19 protein-coding genes and 1 pseudogene are annotated in these 20,156 nt (G+C 55.4%); 14 read left to right on the top strand and 6 right to left on the bottom strand.

The features are described 5' to 3' along the window. Nucleotides 1-276: 276 nt before the first annotated feature. A complete protein-coding gene (locus DA792_RS09980) occupies nucleotides 277-957 on the top strand; it encodes a MurR/RpiR family transcriptional regulator (RefSeq protein WP_302667026.1) in 681 nt (226 codons plus the stop codon). A 58-nt stretch (nucleotides 958-1,015) separates the two neighbouring features. Here DA792_RS09980 and DA792_RS09975 read toward each other — a convergent pair whose 3' ends face one another. From DA792_RS09975 to DA792_RS09960, 4 genes are all read right to left on the bottom strand, one after another. Further along, the gene (locus tag DA792_RS09975; protein WP_107719814.1) at nucleotides 1,016-4,264 is read right to left on the bottom strand and encodes an error-prone DNA polymerase; all 3,249 of its coding nucleotides are present in this window, start codon (nucleotides 4,262-4,264) and stop codon (nucleotides 1,016-1,018) included. Further along, nucleotides 4,261-5,739, bottom strand: coding sequence for a Y-family DNA polymerase (locus tag DA792_RS09970; RefSeq protein ID WP_107719813.1), 1,479 nt, complete (start codon nucleotides 5,737-5,739; stop codon nucleotides 4,261-4,263). The genes DA792_RS09975 and DA792_RS09970 overlap by 4 nt, the downstream gene beginning before the upstream one ends. Next, complete coding sequence (locus DA792_RS09965; RefSeq protein ID WP_368074503.1) at nucleotides 5,690-6,145, bottom strand: ImuA family protein; 456 nt, start codon at nucleotides 6,143-6,145, stop codon at nucleotides 5,690-5,692. The genes DA792_RS09970 and DA792_RS09965 overlap by 50 nt, the downstream gene beginning before the upstream one ends. Before the next feature lie 125 nt (nucleotides 6,146-6,270). Continuing rightward, complete coding sequence (locus tag DA792_RS09960; protein WP_107719812.1) at nucleotides 6,271-6,537, bottom strand: type I restriction-modification system subunit M N-terminal domain-containing protein; 267 nt, start codon at nucleotides 6,535-6,537, stop codon at nucleotides 6,271-6,273. 490 nt (nucleotides 6,538-7,027) lie between these two features. On the opposite strand from DA792_RS09960, the gene DA792_RS09955 reads away from it, so the two are divergent. The 4 genes from DA792_RS09955 to DA792_RS09945 are packed head-to-tail and all read left to right on the top strand — an operon-like array spanning nucleotide 7,028 to nucleotide 8,713. Further along, complete coding sequence (locus tag DA792_RS09955) at nucleotides 7,028-7,594, top strand: DUF6634 family protein (protein ID WP_254679671.1); 567 nt, start codon at nucleotides 7,028-7,030, stop codon at nucleotides 7,592-7,594. Beyond that, entirely contained in the window at nucleotides 7,587-7,838 is a 252-nt protein-coding gene (locus tag DA792_RS09950; RefSeq protein WP_107719810.1) for a hypothetical protein, read from the top strand. The genes DA792_RS09955 and DA792_RS09950 overlap by 8 nt, the downstream gene beginning before the upstream one ends. Then, the gene (locus DA792_RS23085; RefSeq protein ID WP_302667023.1) at nucleotides 7,839-7,973 is read left to right on the top strand and encodes a hypothetical protein; all 135 of its coding nucleotides are present in this window, start codon (nucleotides 7,839-7,841) and stop codon (nucleotides 7,971-7,973) included. It abuts the gene before it with no gap. A 17-nt stretch (nucleotides 7,974-7,990) separates the two neighbouring features. Beyond that, entirely contained in the window at nucleotides 7,991-8,713 is a 723-nt protein-coding gene (locus tag DA792_RS09945) for a hypothetical protein (protein WP_107719809.1), read from the top strand. Nucleotides 8,714-9,285: 572 nt separating this feature from the next. Here DA792_RS09945 and DA792_RS09940 read toward each other — a convergent pair. Both DA792_RS09940 and DA792_RS09935 read right to left on the bottom strand, forming a co-directional pair. Then, a complete protein-coding gene (locus DA792_RS09940) occupies nucleotides 9,286-11,346 on the bottom strand; it encodes a recombinase family protein (protein WP_107719808.1) in 2,061 nt (686 codons plus the stop codon). Next, nucleotides 11,336-11,521, bottom strand: coding sequence for a hypothetical protein (locus DA792_RS09935; protein ID WP_107719807.1), 186 nt, complete (start codon nucleotides 11,519-11,521; stop codon nucleotides 11,336-11,338). Before DA792_RS09935 ends, DA792_RS09940 begins: the two co-directional genes overlap by 11 nt. 357 nt (nucleotides 11,522-11,878) lie before the next feature. Here DA792_RS09935 and DA792_RS09930 point away from each other — a divergent pair. The 9 genes and pseudogenes from DA792_RS09930 to DA792_RS09895 all read left to right on the top strand — a co-directional run bounded on the left by DA792_RS09930 (nucleotide 11,879) and on the right by DA792_RS09895 (nucleotide 20,151). Beyond that, nucleotides 11,879-12,647: pseudogene (locus DA792_RS09930) on the top strand (IS5 family transposase). A 38-nt stretch (nucleotides 12,648-12,685) separates the two neighbouring features. After that, nucleotides 12,686-13,075 carry an IS5 family transposase gene (locus DA792_RS09925; RefSeq protein ID WP_107719806.1) on the top strand — a complete coding sequence of 130 codons (390 nt, stop codon included), beginning with the start codon at nucleotides 12,686-12,688 and terminating at the stop codon, nucleotides 13,073-13,075. Continuing rightward, nucleotides 13,015-13,437: an IS5 family transposase gene (locus DA792_RS09920; protein ID WP_107719805.1), complete on the top strand. Its 423-nt coding sequence runs from the start codon at nucleotides 13,015-13,017 to the stop codon at nucleotides 13,435-13,437. Before DA792_RS09925 ends, DA792_RS09920 begins: the two co-directional genes overlap by 61 nt. A 236-nt stretch (nucleotides 13,438-13,673) precedes the next feature. Continuing rightward, nucleotides 13,674-14,228 carry a hypothetical protein gene (locus DA792_RS09915; RefSeq protein WP_159075237.1) on the top strand — a complete coding sequence of 185 codons (555 nt, stop codon included), beginning with the start codon at nucleotides 13,674-13,676 and terminating at the stop codon, nucleotides 14,226-14,228. Then, nucleotides 14,225-14,737, top strand: a complete 513-nt coding sequence (locus DA792_RS22225; RefSeq protein WP_159075236.1) for a hypothetical protein — start codon at nucleotides 14,225-14,227, stop codon at nucleotides 14,735-14,737. The genes DA792_RS09915 and DA792_RS22225 overlap by 4 nt, the downstream gene beginning before the upstream one ends. Continuing rightward, nucleotides 14,700-16,052, top strand: coding sequence for a CsgG/HfaB family protein (locus DA792_RS09910; RefSeq protein ID WP_159075235.1), 1,353 nt, complete (start codon nucleotides 14,700-14,702; stop codon nucleotides 16,050-16,052). Before DA792_RS22225 ends, DA792_RS09910 begins: the two co-directional genes overlap by 38 nt. Before the next feature lie 148 nt (nucleotides 16,053-16,200). Further along, nucleotides 16,201-17,049 (top strand): hypothetical protein, encoded by an 849-nt coding sequence (locus tag DA792_RS09905; protein WP_107719802.1) that lies wholly within the window; start codon nucleotides 16,201-16,203, stop codon nucleotides 17,047-17,049. A 127-nt stretch (nucleotides 17,050-17,176) separates the two neighbouring features. Then, on the top strand, nucleotides 17,177-18,766 hold the full coding sequence (locus DA792_RS09900) for a tetratricopeptide repeat-containing sulfotransferase family protein (protein WP_107719801.1): 1,590 nt from the start codon (nucleotides 17,177-17,179) through the stop codon (nucleotides 18,764-18,766). Between the two features lie 41 nt (nucleotides 18,767-18,807). After that, nucleotides 18,808-20,151 carry a hypothetical protein gene (locus tag DA792_RS09895; RefSeq protein ID WP_159075234.1) on the top strand — a complete coding sequence of 448 codons (1,344 nt, stop codon included), beginning with the start codon at nucleotides 18,808-18,810 and terminating at the stop codon, nucleotides 20,149-20,151. Nucleotides 20,152-20,156: the final 5 nt, after the last annotated feature.

The following is a 20,156-nucleotide window of genomic DNA, read 5'->3' as shown; positions in this document are numbered from 1 at the left end:
AATCGCAAGGATTTTGAAATTGTATCAGGAAATCGGAGAGTGAGTTGGGGTGCCACCTGAACCTTCAAGGGGATACGAGAATGGTGAAGCGCAGGAATTTTGCAGATCAGTTTAAGGCCAATGTGGGGTTGGAAAAGCTGACCTGCCACGCCCTGTCCGGGATCAGACGCCCCCCGTGCGCTGTGCAAAGTCTGACAACTGTCGGCCAGCCCAGTTTAATCGGAGAAGTCCGGAAATCTCATTGCATATATATGGAAAAATATTTTCAATCTCCATATGAATGAAACGGGCAAATCATCTTTTCTTGGAGCGGTGCGGGAAAATCTTTCTCGAATGCCGCCGACAGAACGCCGCCTTGCAGAGTTCCTCCTGAGTTTTCCAGGGGAGCTTGCGAGTTACAATGCGTCCGAGTTGGCAAAGCTGGCGAATGTGTCGAACGCCACGGTGTCCCGTTTCGTTCAGAGGCTCGGCTATGCCAGTTATGAAGATGCCCGGCGCCACGTGCGGACCGAGCAAAACACAGGGGCCGCGATCTATCTCTCTGGCACGAAACAGGATGCGGCCTCCGATCTTATTGATCTGTATTTCGCTCAAGGCGCGCGCAATCTCACGGACACGGGCAAGTCCATGTCCATCGCAGAGGTCGATGAGATCGCGGATGCTATCCTCTCAGCACGCCGCGTGGCGCTGTTCGGATTTCGAAGCAGTCAGGCTTTTGCCAGCTATCTGCATTGGCAAATGTTACAGGTGGTCGACAGCAGCCGCTTGTTGCCACAACCGGGCCAAACGCTTACCGCCAATCCGTATTTGTTCATCTTAGTTTCCTGCGCTTCTCGCATTTCGTTACTCACAACAACGGACATTGGCAACCAGTGCAGCGAAATGGTGCTTTGTCCCGCTCTGCCGACCTTCTTCCTCCGAAAATGCTGCGCCATGGATGAATGGCCGGTTTGGTGAAGCTGCGGCGCGGCATCGGCGTGTTGAGCGGAAGGCAGCTTCGGGCCGTTCTCTACCCTCAATGGAAATCCCGGCTGGGGAACAATCGCTTGGCCTGATCGCGTGGATGCATGGCGCGGGGTTGGGCGCGAGGGCGAGGCGCGTCGTCGGCCTGCGGCATCGTCTGTCCCACAGCGTCGTCCATCGGGTGGCCGAGATCGCTGAGGTGATGCGAGACGTCTACGACGGTTTGCGCGATGAGGTGGACCACGATGCCTTCGCGTTGCAAATGCCCGGTGATGCGCAAGAGCCTCCCGCCCATGACGGCGCGACGGAACTGTTTGTAAATTTTCGGCCAAATCACCACGTTTGAGATGCCGGTTTCGTCCTCCAAGGTCAAAAACACCACGCCAGAGGCGGTGCCCGGACGTTGCCGTGTGATCACCAAACCACAGACCGAGAGGCGCCCCAAAGGGACATTGGGCAGAGCGGCATGGGGCGTGAGGTCGGGGATATTTGGGCGCAAAAGCTCCATCGGATGGGCTTTGAGCGACAGGCGCAACGCGACATAGTCCTCCACCACCTCCTCGCCCAAATGCATCGCCGGGAGATCGACATGTGGCTCGTGAATGCCTTCGCCTTCAATCGGGTCGTTGAACAGCGGCAAGGGCGCGGTGCCTTTGATCGCCTTCACCGCCCAAAGCGCATCGCGCCGCCCGAGCCCAAGCCCAGCATAAGCGTCCGCTTCGGCCAGCCGTTCGAGCACGGCGGGCGCGAGGCCCGCGCGCAGCCACAACGCCTCCGGGTCAGGATAGCCATTGCCACGCGCCGCGACGATCCACCCGGCGTCCTCTTCGCGAAAGCCTTTGATCTGACGAAACCCGAGGCGCAGCGCCAAGCTGCCATCGGATCGGCGCTCCAAAGTGTTGTCCCAAGCGCTGGTGTTGACGCAGATCGGGCGCACCTCGATCTGATGCTCACGGGCGTCGCGCACGATCTGAGCGGGGGCGTAAAATCCCATCGGTTGTGAGTTGAGCAAACCGCAGGCAAAGGCCGCCGGGTGATGGCGTTTGAGCCAGGCGGAGACATAGGCGAGCATGGCGAAGGCGGCGGCATGGCTTTCGGGAAACCCATATTCGCCAAAGCCTTCGATTTGCGAAAAACAACTGTTGGCGAACTCCGGCGTGTAACCGCGCGCCAACATGCCGGAGATGAATTTGTCACGCAGCTGACCAATGGTGCCCATCCGCCGGAACGTCGCCATTGAGCGGCGCAGCTTGTCGGCCTCGGAGGGGGTAAATCCGGCGGCGACCACGGCGATTTGCATGGCTTGCTCTTGGAACAACGGCACGCCAAGGGTCTTGCCCAGTACGTTTTCCAAAGCGGCGGAGGGAAAACTCACCGGCTCACGGCCCTGCCGGCGGTTGATATAAGGATGCACCATGCCGCCTTGGATCGGGCCGGGGCGCACGATGGCGACCTCAATCACCAGATCATAAAACTTGCGCGGCTTCATCCGGGGTAGGAAATTCATCTGCGCCCGGCTTTCGACCTGAAACACGCCGATGGCATCGGCCACGCACAGCATGTCAAAGGTCGGTGCATCGGCTTGGGGCACAGTGGCAATCGACAAAGCAGGACCACCATGCTGCGCAATCAGATCAAAACTTTTGCGGATACAGGTGAGCATCCCGAGGGAGAGAATATCGACCTTGAGAATGCCAAGCGCGTCGATGTCATCCTTGTCCCACTCAATAAGGGTGCGATCTTCCATGGCGGCGTTTTCAATCGGGCAAAGCTCATCCAAACGGCCCTTGGTGATGATGAAGCCACCGACATGTTGGCTGAGATGACGCGGAAAGCCGATGATTTCGCCGATGAGTTTGAGCGTCAGCGCCAAACGCGGATCACTCATATCGAGGCCAAGTTCCTTGACCCGCTCCGGGTCCGCGCCGCCATTGCCAGAGCCCCAAATCTGCCCCGACAGATTGGCGGTGACGTCTTGCGACAGGCCCATGACCTTGCCGACCTCGCTGATCGCGGCGCGGGTGCGAAAATGGATCACGGTGGCACAAAGCCCGGCGCGGTGGCGACCATATTTGGCATAGATATGTTGGATCACCTCTTCGCGGCGCTCATGTTCGAAATCCACATCAATATCGGGCGGTTCACCGCGATGTTCCGAGACGAACCGCTCCACCACCATGGTGATCGTTTCGGGGCTGACATCGGTGATGCCCAGCAAATAACACAGGATCGAATTGGCCGCAGAGCCGCGCCCCTGGCATAAGATCCCCTGCGTGCGAGCGAACTGCACGATGTCATGCACAGTCAGAAAATAGGCCGGGAAATTGAGCAATTTGACCAGCGCCAACTCTTTATCCATCTGGGCGATGGCGCTGTCTGGCGCGCCTTTCGGGTAGCGGGTTTTGAGCCCTTCGCGCGCCAATCGCGTCAATCGCTCTTGTGGCGGCTCATCGCCTGCGATCTCATCGGGATACTCATAACTGAGCTCTGAGAGGCAAAAGCTCGATTTGGCGGCGATCTCCACCGTGCGACGCAGGGCGGCGGGATGGCGGGCAAAGAGCCGCTGCATGTCGGTCGCCCCTTTGAGGCGGCGCTCAGAATTGGGCAGAGCGCGGGTGCCGATGTCATCAATGCGGATGTGGTGGCGCAGACAGGTCAACACATCGGCCAATTGGCGGCGCGATCCGTGATGCATCAACACATCCCCGACCGCAACCATCGGCGCGGCGGTGCGATGGGCCAGATGGGCGCAGGCATCGAAATGCGCCTGATCACTGCCATCATAGCGCGGCACAGCGCCCAAAAAGACATGGGCCGGAAAGTGCTTCTTGAGCGCGAGAATGTCGGAGCGGCTGCTGTGCAGCTGGGTTTGTGGCAGGGCGATCAGGGACATGCCGGCACAGCCCGCACACAGATCGCGCAGGTCGAGATAACAGTCACCTTTGGGCGCACGGCGTTTGCCAAGGGTCAAAAGCCGTGTGAGGCGGGCATAGGCCGCGCGGTCATGGGGCAGGGCAACCCAATGCGTCTCGCTGTCGCGCACCACAAGGCGCGCACCGATGATCAGACGTGGCAGGGCGGCCTTATCGCCGAACTCGCGGCGCAGCTCTTTGAGAGCGGAGTAAGCGCGCACCACGCCCGCAAGCGAATTGCGGTCGGTGATGGCAATGGCGCTCAGGCCCAGTTCCGCCGCGCGGGTCACAAGTTCTTCGGGATGCGAGGCACCGCGAAGAAAGGTGAAATTTGAGGTGACGCACAGCTCGGCATAGCCGGGATCAAAGGCGGGATTGCGTGCGCTCATGCAAATTCCCCCTGCACAAACCAGCCGGGGTTTTGTGGCGTGTAAAACAACCACAGGCGCCGCCCCTGTGTGGTGTCCACTTTCCAATAATCGCGCAGACCCGTGCGCCATGTGTCCTCCGGCAACCACCATTCCGGCGCGATGCGTTCCGGCCCTGTGACATGCCCGGTGGTGAAGGACATGTTGCGCCAACGGAACCGCTCCGGCGGACGGGGGCCCGTGGCAGAAATCGGTTCGGGCGCAAACAACCGGATAGGCCGGGGGCGCAGGCTGACCCAAGGGCCTTCGGGGGCACTATAAGCGGCCACAACCCGTTTGAAACTGCGCTCCGGGATGTGGCTGTCGGCGGGGAGAAACCGTTGAATATTGTCGAGCCCGATCCGATTGCCAAGCCGGGTGATCAGATCATCTAAGCCTTCCGGGCGCGCCGCTGTGGCATGGGTGATTTGGCTTTTGAGCAAAGGTTCAACTTGGGTGGCTTCAAGACGCATTTGGTCAATGCCAAAGCCCGCATCGACCTCGGCCACACCGCGCTCAAACAGCGGCAAGACCCGGGCCGCCTCACGCATTGGCGCGGCAAGGCGCAGCTCGACCTGCTGCGCCCCCTGATCGACGCGACGCAGAGTTAGGATGAGACGGCGCGCGCCCATGTCCTGGTCTTTGAGCTTGGCACAGAGCCGCTCCAACAGGCGCGCGGTGCCCGCCATGACATCGTCGCGCAGACCGATCGGCTCCGGCAAGGTCAGGCGCACGCCGTAATGGGGCGTTTCGCCCAGCGGTGAAATCACCTCGTCCTGCGTGCCCATTGCTTGGTCAAGGCGGAGCACAAGGTCGGGGCCAAAGCGACGGGCGAGCGTGGCGCGGGGCAGGGCCGTGAGATCAGAAATCAGGCGCAGGCCGAGCCGTTGCAGCGCAGTGTCGGTCTTGGGATCAAGGCGCAGCGCGGCGACGGGCAACCCGGCGATGTCTTCGCCGTCTTTGTGCGATGTGCCAAAATGGGTCAGGGCCCAAGCCGCCCCACGCGTGTTGGCGGCGGCAATATGACCCGTCAACCCGGCGCGCGCCAGTCGTGCGCGCATGTCCTCCAACAAGCCCGCTTCACCGCCAAAAAGATGTGCCGACCCGGCGATGTTGAGCATCAACCCGTCGCGCCCATCCAGCCCCACCCAAGGGCAGTAGCGTTTGCTCCAGCGCGCGAGCATGGTCAAAAATCGCGCATCTGCGGTTGGGTTGGCGGGGCGGCTTTCCAAAGCGGGGCAATAGGCGCGCGCATCAGACAGGCCCATGCCACGATGCAGCCCCTGCGCTTCGGCGGCGTGGTTCAGGCAATAGATGCGATCGGTGTTTTTCTCATGCTGGGTGAGCGCAAAAGGGGATTGTGTTGCCGCAAAAGCGGTGCGGTCAACTGCGCGTGCGCGCAGAACCCTATCGCTGGGCAGCCTCGGAAACCACACTGATACGACGCGTTTGCGCATCCCACTTCACTGTCCAAATCTTAAATGTTCCTGATTTGTTCTTTATAATTTCCCAGCGCTGCAGAGTCGAGTCTGTCGCCGGGCGCGCGGCATCAAAAACCGGGGCGCAGTGCCACCGGGTTTGCGCAGCATTGCTGCCCATGCCCTCGGGCAAAAGGCACAGGCCGGTGGCGTTGCCCTCTTGCGCTGCCAATTGCAAACGCCGCCCCTCGGTCAGGCCCACGGGTTTGGTGATCTCCATCACCACAAGGGCCACGGAGCCAGAGCGCAGTGCCTCTTCGGCGCTGGCGAGCAGGTCGAGATGTGACGGGGCCAAGGCCAAAAGCAGCTTTTGCGGGTCGAGATAGGGGGCAAATCCGACCGGGTTGATCTGATCTCCCCACCATGCCTCGCGCAGCCACAGCACCGTGCCCCCAGCTGCCCGGCCAAAGCCAAGGCAAAGGACAGAGCAGACGGCCCGCAGGCCTCATGGGTGCGGGCATTTACCGGGGGGAAATGGGTTTTAAATTCAGTCATGTTTGCGATCATACATCATGAAATCCGGAATGTGTGGTTCAAATGATGCGCAGGCCTGTCTCGCAGCCACCTTCGGCAATACCGGCGAGGCGGGATGCGGCGGTCCATTGCGGTGTCGAGCATCTCGGTTTTGCTTTCCTCACGGGTGTGGAGCTCATCTAGGCGCTTGATGAACAGCCGGAAGGTCAGCTGTTCGATAACGGACAGCGGGTTGTAGACGCCGCCCGACCAAAACGTGTTCCATGTTTGATCGATCTGTGTGCGGATTGTGCCTGTGAGCATGTCGGTTTCCCTGCGTTTTTTGGAGAGTATGGCTTGGAGATGGCCGAGGCAATCAGCAATGCCGTAGCCCTCTGGATCATTGATGTTGGGGTGGGTTTTTGGGGGGAGTGGTGGTTAACACTACGATTCTCAATCGCGAATCGTGCCGCAGCGAAAGGCGCTTGTTTCGGAATTTAACGTCCCGTTAAAGTGATGTTTCCGAACGGTGCCTGAGCAATCTGAAAATAATTGCTTCTAAATCGCCTTGCGAAAAACTGATTCAAAATCCGGCTTGGCTCAAACCTGTCTGCATAAGCCCGTTTGCGAAAAAAAACCCCCGCTTTTCTGTGTTCCCAAAAGAGGTGTTGACCCGCTCATTCTGCCTCGGAATGTTCGTCTTACGTTCCTTGGTCGTCAGGCGTGGACAACATCTTAAAGTAGAGAGGAAATACCTTGGGAAACGGCTCTAAAACCACACAGCCGATAGCGATCTGCTTCAAGCAGAAGATGCATGTCGGTCACCCCGCTTCAGCGAGGATATCCAATGCCAAGCATAAAATTTGCCGACGTCGAGTTTCCTGATCACAACACCCCATCCCCTTATTCTATTTGGAGACATTCCATGCCTTCTATCTTTGCTCAGAAACTTTGGAAACAAAAGCTGGTCGCTGCGCTGGCCGCTGCTGACGCTGGCCCGTCCGCATCCGATCTCGTCAATGCACCTGCGCTTAACCATTGGCGCGCCTTTGTAACGCCCAAGGGCTCACCGTTTCTTTTCGGCATGGTCTCGGGGCATCCCCGCCTCGGATCGAGATGGATCACGACCTCCCAGCTCGTTGGGATCAATCCAACGCATGGGTGGGCGCGGACTGCCTCTCGCTGGTACCAACTGTCGTGTCCTTTCGCTGATCTTGAGGCGAAGGTGGCTCGCGGTCTCGGCGTGAGTGACGCAGGACCAGATTTCTTGCAAGTTGGTATGCCCGGATGCCCGTCGCTGGATGACATGACCAAACTTTCCTTGCTCTTGTCCGCTTGGCGCAATCGCATTTTGCAGGCTGATGGAGACCGACATGTTTGATGGTGACGAGCCTAAGTATTTTTCCTTTGAAGAACGTCAAAAGCAGAAAGCGCTTTCGCGTGCGCGCGACGAAGAGCGACTGGCCCGCGGAGAGATTTCAGCAATGGAATTGCAGCGCGAGAACATGCCGTTCCGAAAGCTCCGTCGGGACCGGGTGGCGCTGTTCAGAAGCAAGAGGACGGGAGAATTTGTCTGGATCTCTTTAGAACCGAAGCCGAGCTCCCAAGACGGTAATGACGATTAGTTGGTGGCCTATGCCAAGCGCGGTGTCGCCGTTCAGCACAGCGATACGAATCTGGTTCTCGGCAGCCTGGCGGACGAGGTCTCGAGCCATCAGGGACTGGCCAAGCAGCTTGATGTCTGGTCAAACCGCGAATAGGAGGCCAAAGTTCTTCCATGATCGAGTTTCTTGAACTTCCCGATGACCATCCGGCACTGCGCCTGTCTCCGTTGCTTAGGGCGGCGCAGTACACCATGAAGTATGCCGCCGAGAACGGTGGCATCGGCCTGACAGCCACAAAGGCATTCCAGCGCAAGTTTGTCCACTGGGCCGTCGAACATGTCAATTGGCCGGGATTCGGCCTTGAGGAGGCCTTCAGCGTCAGCAAGGTTGTCAATGAATACGAGTTCCCATCAATCCAGATCGTGCATTTCCTGTTGCTTCAACGAAAACTGGGGCGCCACTACAAGGGCAAGTTCCTCCTGACCAAGAAAGGGAAGGACCTGCTGAAATCCCCGGCACAACTGTTCCATGAGCTGATGCCGTTCTTCATCCTAGAGGTGGACCATTCGTCATATGCCCGGCTTGATGAGCGGCCCATCGGGAATTGGGATGTCTGGCTCAATGTCATGAATGTCGAACTGGAAGCCGGACAGTCTGAAAAGCAGATCTACGGACTGTTCTACGGGGAGGGGCCAGATTGGGGAAACGCGGGCTGGCGGGGGATGGCGATTTTCTCAAGCTATGTGCTGAAGCCGCTGGAATGGGCGGGGCTGGTTTCAGTTCATGAGGTAAAGGGCGGGAGCCGACATGATTGGATGTATTTCAAGACACTTCTGTGGAGCGGGGTGTTGCGTCTGGAAACAGACGAGATGGTGAAAGCTACGGTCCGGCACTGAACATTATGGTTTCTTGGCTATTCACATAAAATATACGACTTCTTATGTCTAATGTTGCGACAAAACGGCGGCCCTACCGGGCCGCCGTTGAAAGTAGGGCAATTGGCCTCAAGGCTCTTCGACGGCGTACCCGTTCGGCATTGGGGTCACGTTCCTATCATAAAGGGTGAAGCCTGTCAGGCGCTCAAACTCAGGATCACTGGGGGTGAAGATCTGCGCGCGTGGCTGAAAATGCTCAGGTGCGAAGTTTTTTCTCTTTTCATTGTTGTTTAAAAACAAATGCTTACGAATCTTGTGGGTAAGGTTTTCCGCTGAAGCTCAACTCCACTAGGCACTGCCGAGAAAATTAATTTGGCAAATAACACTCAAATTATCGAGTGACGCTCAATGAAACCCAGTTCCGGCACCTGGTCGAAAACCTGAAATCTAGGACGCGCCTTCCGCAGCCATGTTCGGCCGAACTCAAGAGCACAGGATACGGCACGGCAGGGAAGATGGATAGGTGTCCAGCGGATGGGGAGTAGCTCACTTTGGCGATACGACTACAACTTTGCTTCATTACGCCCATCTTTCTATGCTGTTGAAGGAAATAGGTTTTGTTGATCTGGATGTGATACTGCGGGGTGTTTTGGGTTTTTTCGGGCCCGATTGTTGAGACGTTGTGCCGCCGGTTTTGACAGTTCCGTTCGCTCGAATATCCACGGTCCGTCAGCGAGCGGGTGTTCAGCTTTGATTTCACCTGCTTCTGCTGCCAACCGCAACGTTTTTGGTGCCACCCCAAGAAGCTTGGCCGCGTTGGAGAGGTTGAGCCAAGGATCGAGACCATTGGGTTCAACCTTGAATACGGGAATCTTGCGGTAGGACCGTAGTGCTGTGATCCGTTCCTTGGTCCAGCGGTTGCCGTTTCCGGTGGCAAGACCGTTCCGGTTCAAGACACCGGCGATGACACAGTCGCTGGCGATCCGCGCAAGCTGGCGGACGGCTTCAACAATATCAGGTGGTGTTGCATTGCGCTGTCCTCGCGGGCGCTTTGGCAGGCGGATTTCTGTATGGGCACCGCCGGCCCAATGAACCAACAGGACGATCTCGGATGCATTGTCGTCAAGATTTGCCACTACTTCACGGATTACCGTGCGGACAATCCGCTTCTTGAGCTTAGCGTCCGTGCCCGGCGCAAACCAGACGCGCTCAAGATTGCTCCCCAAGGCTGCCAGGTCTTCCACCGGTAGCGTTGTCGCATGCGAGGTAGTCGTATCGTGGTGCGCGAGCTTCTGCTCGATCTCCTGGACCCGTTGAAGCATCCGGTTCCAACGGGCTTCCAGTTCTGCAGTCACCAAGCGGTTCTCAGGGTCCGATGCATCATACTGTCGGAATGCACGGTCAGTCGCATATTGCGCGGCCTCCAGATCACGGCTGAGCGCATCGCGAACCTGATCCCGTTGACATACCGCTTGCCGGGCGGCCGCTTCAGCGGCGGCGATCGCGCCGGGGCTGACCACCTGCAAGAGCGCATGTTCAATGGCATCATCGACCCGCAATCCGCCAAAAGCGATGCAGCGCGCTTCGCCATTGTCCAAGATTCCACGCCAACAAGAGTAACGCGGGATATCATGCTTCTTACCGGTGTAGCGAACCGTCAACTTACGTCCGCAGCGCCGGCAGCGCAGAAGTCCGGCCAAAAGTGCGGAACCATGCTTGGCCGCGCCGTGATGTCGGCTCTGAGGGACATTGTCGCTGACCATTCTGCGGATCGCCTCTGCCTTCTCCCAACTCACGTATCCTTCGTGCGCGCCCGGCTTCAATGCCAGCCACTCATCGCGATCCTTCCTGCGCGTAGCGGATGCCCCAAACCCTATCGAAGTCCGGGTCTTGCCGTAGGCATAGGCCCCGCCATAAGCCGGGTTGACGATCATGCGATGGATGGTGGCGTATGTTGGCCGCCGCCAGACCACCTCACCCTGCTTGCGAAGGCAGGGCAGTTCAAGACCATGCTCAATAAACCACATGAGGGCCTGCCGCGCGCTCCCCAGCTCGGCGACCTTGTCGAATACCAGACTTATGGCATCTTGCACGCGACGATCCGGATCCTTCTCAAGCCTGTCGCCAGCCTTCACGAACCCGACAGGAGCAGCGACGACAAGTTCGCCGCGCCGTGCCTTCTCATAGCGTGCCGCAAGGGAACGTTGTCTGAGGAGATCGAGTTCGTATTCGTTCAGGCTGCCCTTCAAGCCCAGCAACAGGCGGTCATTGCCATCGCGCGGCGCATATACCGTCTCCTGATCGATCAACACCGTATCGACGACGCGGCACATCTCTACGAGATGCTGCCAGTCTCTGCTGTTGCGCGCGAAGCGGGATACTTCGCGTGCGGCAACGGCACCGACCTTTCCCAGACACACATCTGCAATCATCCGGTCAAAGCCTGCCCGCTCGACGCCGCCGGCGGCAGACCGGCCAAGATCGTCATCCACGGTCTCGATCCGGCTCCAACCCAGATCGGACAGCCGCTCCCGCATCGCATATTGCAGAGTGCTGCTTTCCCGGTTGTGCAGGACCTGATGGGCTGATGACTGCCGAACGTAGAGGATCGCCTTGCGCTCCAGGTGCTGCGGCCCGATCTTCTCATGCTTCATGATAGCTCTCCCCGTCCGTCGTGCCCGCATGTTCCACCATCAGGCGCGCCATCAGCCGCGTTAACGATTGCCGCGTGTCGTCGGGCAGGCTTTGCCAAGGCGGGATTGGTGGCGCAGCTGTGGACTGGGTCTGCGGAAACAGCTCGAGTTGTGTCGTCATCGTTTTGCGCGGCATTGGCCGACCTCCGAATCGTTGGTTCAGAGTCCAATGCTGCGCCAGCGCATGATGCGGAGTCGGATTTATCGAATGAGCTACGGTCGGCATGGCTGACCAAATCCGCAAGCACCGTCAGGGTATCCAGACCAACATGTGCCGTATCGACACCGCGACAGCCGGCACATGCGGCCCGGTCAAACATCCAGACAGGAACTTCCAGAGACCGGTCAGACCGACCGCCAGTGAGGTTACATCGAAAAACTGCCACACTAGGTTTGTCGATCACCTCATGGATATAAACCGATCGGCCAAACCAAGGGTGCCATCGATAAAGAACCTCGCGCCGATCGATAACGTGGGTGTTCTGGTGTTCGGTTGTACAACGCCGTCAGGCCGCATTCGTCGCACGGCAAGGCCACAGATCCCGGCCAAACCGGACGCGATCCACGCCTGTTCATGGAAGCTGTGTTGTGGATTGTGCGAACTGGTGCGCAATGGCGGGAACTGCCCGTCGAATTCGGGAAGTGGAATTCTGTCTTCAAGCGGTTCCGGCGGTGGGTGAAAGCTGACGCTTTCTACAGCATGTTCAGAACCTTGGCTGCGGACGCCGATTTCGAATACGCGATGATCCCCTCTCGGTGAATATTTCATTCATCTGCCGGGCAATGGACGGTTCCATCGTCAAGGTCCACCGCTCCGGCCAGGGCGCAAAAGGGGGACGCAGAGCCAGGCCATAGGGCGCTCGCGCGGCGGCATGACGACGAAGATCGTTGCCCTGACCGATGCGCTTGGCAACCTTGTCGATTTCCGCCTGTTGCCGGGGCAAGCGCATGACCTGCGCGGCGTGCCGGAGTTGATCGACACCCTCGCCGCAGATCACCTGTTTGCGGATCGCGCCTTCGAAGCCGATTGGCTCCGAACCGCGCTGGCCGAACGTAGCATTGCCCCGGTCATTCCGCCAAAATCCAACCGCCGCTTTCCTGCCGAGTTCGACAAGGAAACCTACAAATGGCGTCATCTGATCGAAAACCATTTCGGAAAGCTCAAGGAAAACAGAGGCATCGCCATGCGCTCGTGCAAGACCGACCAGAGCTTCAAGGCGTTCATTTCACTAGGGTGTGACCCCAATTCCTTGTCTTGCTGAAATGGGCTCTTCATGATTCATCTGCGGAAAACAGGTGCATGATGGCGAGATTTGATCTGAGCGACGAAGAATGGGCTGCAATCCGGCCTCATTTACCCAAACAAGGGCGCGGTCCGCAGCGCAAGGATGACAGAACAGTCTTGAATGGCATTTTCTATGTTCTGCGCACGGGGGCGCCGTGGCGCGATCTGCCGGAACGGTATGGCCCGCGCACGACAGTTTACAACCGCTATGTCCGCTGGGGTGAGCGCGGGATTTGGCAAGGGATATTTGATGTGCTGGCGACGGAATGTGAGGATGCGCTGATCTTCATTGATAGTTCAATCGTCAAGGCACACCGGGCGGCAGCAGGCTCAAAAGGGGGGAGTTGGCGCAAGGTATTGGACGCTCACGCGGCGGTCGCGGCAGCAAGGTTCACGTCGCCGTAGACCATCGCGGCCTGCCTCTACGGTTCGCGATTACAGGCGCACAAACGCATGATAGCAAGGTATTTGGTTCATTTGTCGGCTGGCAAAAACAGCCGACAGCTATCGTCGCAGACAAAGCCTATGGCTCAAAAGCCATCCGCCAAACCATCGCTGACGAAGGCGCATTGGCAGTGATCCCATCCAAGTCAAACGCCCGCATCCACATCCCACATGACCCCGACATCTACGCCCAGCGAAACCTTGTAGAGCGGTTCTTCTGCCGCATGAAAGACATGCGAAGGCTAACAACGAGATACGAAAAGTTGAAACGCAACTTCCTGTCGATGGTCCATATCTTTGCAATCAGATGTTGGCTCAATTGAGTCCACACCCTAGCCGTATCAATCATTCAAATCAGATGAACATCAACAGCCCTAGAATTTCCATAGGAGTGAAAACTTTAGATTTTTAAATAATATAAAAGTTAAAAAAACTTAATTCGGGCTGAAATGAAAAACTAACGCGATATTTTCAATCTTAAGAACATCCCTTTGCGCGAATGTGTTCCGGTCTCTTCCTGCGTGGTGTCGTAGCCTTACAGAAACGCGTGGAGAATATCATGAACACCCGACTTAGTGCCATAATTCTGGCGATCCCAACGCTTTCTGCGTGTGGCCAGACCTTGAGTATGACAATGCAAGATCCGTATTGCATCGCAGATAAAGCAGGGAAATCAGTCGAAGACTCCTTCTTTGTCGTCGATGGCGAATACTATGTTTTGAGCGACACCTATGTCGCGACGAATGGCAAAATGACACAATACCCGGACGAATGCCCGGTAACGAATTTCTACGTCGTGCCAGCGGTGCGCCTTTCCGATGGCAGCGTGCGGTCTACGCAAAGTGTTCCAAACAATATTCCATCACCGGCGGGCACTCCAGAGATTGTAGCTGAGAGCGCAGAAGCAGGAACCGCGCAGGCTTCCGAAGTGGTTTCTGGTGGGACGCTGGCGCAGAGTGCGAGTACCGGAAACGTGTCTGTATCTGAAGTGAGTATGACAGATGCGCCCAATGACACTGGAAAAGACGGAGACAATGCAGCTGTGACGGCGGGCAGCATCACGATCCACCGTGATGGTAGCGTTACAACGCCCAATCTTGGGCGCGTAAAATGAAACAACTCGTTCTCGGCCTTTCTGTGCTTCCATGCCTCGCATGGGGCCAAACCTATAGTACGTCTGGACAGAATTGGTCGGGAAGCTATGCGTTTCCGAGCGCATCTGACCGTAGTCTCGTGTTGCAGCAAGCGCAGGTGATTAACGACGCCGAAAACCCGACGGCTGCGGCACAAACGAACTACTACATTACAAACGATAACCGCACTGGCTACGTTGAGGTGACAACGGATGGTGATGTCACGACTGATTTGCAGATTGGTGACGAAATCGGTCAGCAGACCTATGCTGTTGGATCTCTAAACACAGGCACGACGGATGTGTCGGTGGAGGGCGATGGCAACATCATTACCGCAGACAACACGGCCGACAACAGCGGCTGTATTGATGCATCTATCTTGTCATCATTACAGACCCCTGAAGGCGACACCGCACCGGATGTGTCGCCTCTTTCGGTCCTTGATCTTGCCGATGCGCTCGCTGCTTTTGCAGCGGGAATATGTAATTAATCTTGTGTTTGGGGGCTACGTGAGACCGTTTCCATTCATCGCAAGTGTTGTCGCTCTCCTTTCAGGATGTGCCAGCCTTGGACAGGCTGTGGCGCCAATGGATCAGGATGTATTCATGGTTGATGGGCCACCCGTCCGCCGTGTCGAGACTGCATATGACGACGCGCTCGCGTGCATTGGCAACCGCGCACCGAGATCGCTGACCTTCGCGGTTGGTGCCATCAATGATGCGACCGGCAAAGAAAGCTATGCCGACGCAGGCAGCGGGAAAATGGTCACGCAGGGTGCCGGGGATATGATCCAGACCGCCCTGTTTAATGCAGGTGTGCAGGTCGTAAACCGGCGCGATCCGGCCATTGCTGCGACTGAGCACAACTGGGGTATCCGGGATATAAAGTCGATGAAGCCCGCGGATCTTTTCATCACGGGAAGTATCAACAGTCTCGATTTTATTCCAGGAGCCGGGGCGTCTGTGACCGTCTCGGGGGTTGGGCCGAAAGCGCGGCAGAACCGTTTGTTGGTTGGAATGGATCTGGCCATGACCAATGCGCTGACCGGGGAAATTGTCGCAAATATTGCAGTTCAAAAACAACTCGTTGGCAAAGAAATTGGCTTTGCGATTGGCCGGTTCTTTGACACCAGCCTCGTTGATATTTCGGCAGGCGCAATGGAACGCGAAGCCACCAATGCTGTGTTCCGGCAGATGCTTTACTACGGCGTATATCAGCTCCTTTTACAAGCAAGTGACGCAGCGGAAAGTGCTGGCGAATGCAATGCAAAGCTGACTGCGACAATTGCAGAAGACTTGGTCTGGGAAGATCCTGCTGGGCGCGCATCCTTGCGGGCAATTGCCTCAGAGGTAGAGGCGGCTCGTCCGCCTTCTGAACAAGAAGTCGCTGAGATGCGTGCAGAAATGACGACAGCCGCTCCGGTTGAGCTGTCCGCCGAGGCACGCAAGCTTGCCAACAACGTTACGACACAGGCGGCACGCGCCATATCGATGTTTGATACTGTCGTGTCGGAGAAAAATGCTCAGGCCGCGCAAACAGCCTTTGAGAAGGGCAAAATCTACCTGTCCATTGCCATTCGCGATCTGCGCGCTGGGGCCAGTGTGGGTTTGACTGGTCCCGTAGGCGATGCCGCCGCGACGCTTGTCGAACAGGCGATCCGCGCAGGCTCAGCCGCAGAAATTGCGCTCGCTGTAAAAATTGCTCCGAAGGATGAGGAAGAGGCTGTGATCGCGCCCGAAACGGCGACGGATCCGGCGCCCCCATCCAGCCCGGCTAAACCATCAAACGTGGAGGGAAAGCCATGATGCATCCTTCTACATCCAGTTTTCTTTGCGAGACCCGCAAAGAAAGGTTTGTGGTCATACACCACAACTCAAACGGGGCCCTCGAATATGCCCTATTTAAGGACGGCCTGTTCTCGAGGGAAGAACAGGCACAAACGAGGACATCACTATGAAAAAGCTTCTTGCTACTACCGCCGTCGCACTGATCGCAATGTCGGGCGCAGCGTCCGCACAATCCGTTCTGGAGCGTGTGCTGACTTCTTTGGATGCAGCGACATCCACAGAACTGAACGGCACTTTTGCGAACATCGCTGAAAACCTCGGCGGTGGAACGACAACTGCATATATGGATGCAAACGGCGATATCATTTCTGAAGGTCAGTATGATATCCTTTTGAATGCTGCACTGGATTCGATCGATGCACTTGCTGGGACAGGAACCATCATCGGCTACCAATATGGCAGTGACACCTATTCAACTATGGCTGAAGCTGTAACTGCTGCTGAGAACGATATTGCTGACAATTACACCTCGTTCCAAACGCAAGGTGGCGGCATCGACGGTTCGATCACAAACGTCATCGAAGGCGTGACCAGCGCTATTGCTGATGCGACCCAGTCTTCGACAGCGGGCACTACGATTGCATATGAATTCAACTTGCCGACCTACGATCTTGGTGCTCTGTCCACAACCGCACTTGGCGCTGTGAACACCGGCGACATCACTCTCGGTGTGAACTCCACCGTGGATGACGCAAAAACCACGTCGACACAGGCCGTGTCCTCTGTGATGCAACAACTGGGTGGTACTGTCGATAACGGCGCTCTGGTGCTGAACATTGCATCGAACATGACCGCTGTTGATGGTTCGATCTCCAACACGATGAACAACGTGAACGGTGTACTTGCATCCGCGTCGACAACTGCACTTGGTGCGGTCAACACCGGTACAATCACATCGGGTGTGAATGCTGCTGTTCAGGGCATCGTCGGTACTTCGGGTTCAACCACCAACTAATCTACGCTTCGTAGGTTGATAAAGCTAAGGGAGGGGGCAGTCATTGCCCCTTCCACATATAATAAGATTGAAAGGTGGTAGGTTATCATGACTGACACATCTGTTCCATGCGCTCTTCAAAAATGACATGAAAATTACAAATAATCAGTTCAAGACGATCATAAAAGACTGTGTGGCGAGGAATGACATCTTCGGCGCGGAATTAGTGTGCGCAGAGGTAATTAAAAATGGGAGATTATGCCAAACCGCGCGCATAATGAAGTCAAAGTTAGAAAAGAAGAGAGATGCTGCGAATGCAGGGTTTGCAGAACTATTTCGATCTTATCGCTCCTTTCTAAAGGATGAACGTAATTCAGAAGCACTTAAGTGCTGCACTGAAATGAAAAAAAAATATCCTCATATGTGGAGTGCTTGGGCCTGTCTAGGTGAAGCATTATTAATAGTACATAGTTACAAACTTGCAGAGTTTGCGCTTGTTCGTGCTATTGAATTGAATCCTTATAATAAGAGTGCGTCGCTTAATTTATTAACTTGCTTGGTCGAAACGCAAAACGTAGTTGCTTCTGCTACTTATGCGCAAAAAATATTGGATATTTGGGGTGACTCCGTCGAAATAAGAAGGACTTTGCAGAGGCTTCATTCCGGCACTGGCGACAAGTCTGCTGAAAAAAAAGACCTTGAGTTTCTACTGTCCAAAATGCCTAATGATGTTCCATCTCTCGTAAGACTCGCGGAAATCGAAAAACTAGATAAGCAAAGCGATATCTATAAAGTATCAGTCGAACTGCTTAATTCCGAAAAAAGTGTAAAAACGTCGGTTTCTTTGTGTTGGTTGATAGCAAAACTAAGTGAAAGAAGTGGTGACTATGCTGAGAGTGCTGCTTACCTAAAGAAAGGCGCGGCATTACAGTTTGATCCAGAAAAAGACAATCTTTCTCACTATAGAAAGCGTTTTGAGGATTCTCTTGAGCTGGCATCCTTTCGTGGCGTGGTAGACTCTGAAATCCCCTTTACACCTATTTTTGTTGTCGGACTGCCCAGGTCCGGAACTTCATTGATGGAACAACTCTTATCTGAGGCAAAAGATGTCACTGGCGCTGGAGAGTTGCCTTATTTTACGAGAAATCAGCACGCTTCTGATGACAAAGGCGTATTGTCTGAGCGACTATCAATGATCAGGGCAAACTATTCCCGTGATGTTCATATGCTGGCAAAAGATAGATTTGTTGTTGATAAAATGCCTCATAACTTCTTATCGATTGGCGCTATAAAACGTGCCTTTCCAGAAGGTAAGATCATCTACATGAAGCGTGACCTTCGTGCGATTGCCTGGTCGCAATTTAAAAGTAAATTCAGTTCGGATGGACTGGCATACACTTACAATGAAGGTTCTATAGTAGAGCACTTTGAGTTCTATATGTCTGTTATGGATAGGTGGGCAGAGTTGCATCCACAGGACTTTTTGGAGGTTGATTATGATAAAATGGTTGCAGATCCTGCTTCATATTTACCCCAAGTGTTTCAATACTGCGGTTTAGAGTTTAATGAAAATTATTTAGATTTTCATAAGAAAGGCAAGGTCACGTTCACCGCCTCTGTGGATCAGGTCCGCAAGGGAATTTATGGCGGTAGTTCTAATAGTTGGAAGAATTATGAACCATACTTTTCCGAATTTTTTGAAAAACTTACCAAACTTGAGATGGATCGCAAGCACTAGAGGATCAGTTTTACAGGAATTGTGAGCGGAAGGGGGAACCAATGAAAAGTCTATCCAGAGTTCCTACAGTTGTGGCGAAAATTCTTTTGGCGTCTGTTCCGTATAGCGTATCAGCATCTATCCTAGAACGCGTGCTTCCGTTATTGGATGTAGCATATCCCCATATCGAAGCGTCCAATATATCTGCAAACATTGCTGAAAACATAAGCAATCCAAACACTCAGAACAGAACGTTGGCAACTGGTGACCGTGCGACCATCGGACATGGCACGTCCGGCACTGCGGTCTTGGGAACCGCTGACGCCTTTGGTGTTTGGGTTGATCGAGATTGCCCTCATGAGATGCAGAGCGAAGGAGTTGAAATCTTGCATAGTTTTCGCAGTTTTGTCTCTCGTTTCTTGCACAGAATATGTCGCGGCCTGTCGCGCCGTCTGAGCCACAGCCTACCCAGAGTTGCTTTGAAACGAAGCAGATACCCCTTTGAGAGGTTTCCAAACCTGTGCGGCATTGTGATCTGCGTCCTTTCAGGACTGTCGCTTGCGGACCCTGCGTCAGCAGAGACTCGTCTTGAACGTATTTTTGCCGCTTTGGCAGAAACAGCGTTTGGTGCTGACGTCTTGTTTATGGTCAATGTTGCCGAAAACACGTCAAGTTTTATGAGCCAACCGGCACGTCTCAAATCCGGACAAACTGTCGTCATCGGATATGACACCGTGGGTGCGCCCGTCATCGCGCAATCCGACGATTTTGGCGTGACTGTGACCGCGGCGCAGGCTTTGGAGCTTGAGCGTGGTCTTCCGCCTGGTTTCTATCCGACCGGCAGCGGGCTTTTTTCCATTCCGACAGGTGCTCAGCTGTCCCTGTACGAAGCGGACCGGGATGGGCAGGCGATTGCAACAGCGCGCGAACTTGTTTCGACGCGGATTGATGGCCAGATCCTGACGGTTATCGGACTTTCCCCAAGATTTGCCGAATTTGGGGACCTGGCGTTGGTTGCAGGACAAAACAGTGCCTTGCGTGCCATCACTCAAATTGATGCGCTTCAAACGACGGTACTTGGCGCAGTGAACAACGGGATCGCTGTCACAAACGTCGTTGCCAATTATGGCACGGATGTTTTGGTCCCAACGGATATTATCGCCTCAAAAGTCTCGCGTGGTGCCAACATGAGTTATATGCAGGCGGCTACGGATCAGGTCGAGGCGGTGCATCTGGTGCAGGTTGTCACTTCGGGTCCCAGTGTTTTGATGAATTTGGCGTCGAATGATATGGATGTCATTGGTAGCATCCGTCTGCGCGTGTCTGATCAATCGGGGTCAGCCCTCAAGGTTGTCACGACGGCAATCGGTGCTGTGAACAGTGGGATCATCTCGAATACGAACTAGGGCAA

The organism is Celeribacter baekdonensis (assembly GCF_003047105.1).
GTDB lineage: Bacteria > Pseudomonadota > Alphaproteobacteria > Rhodobacterales > Rhodobacteraceae > Celeribacter > Celeribacter baekdonensis_B.
Note: the sequence above shows the minus strand (reverse complement) of the source record. Positions and strands in the feature narration are given on the sequence as shown.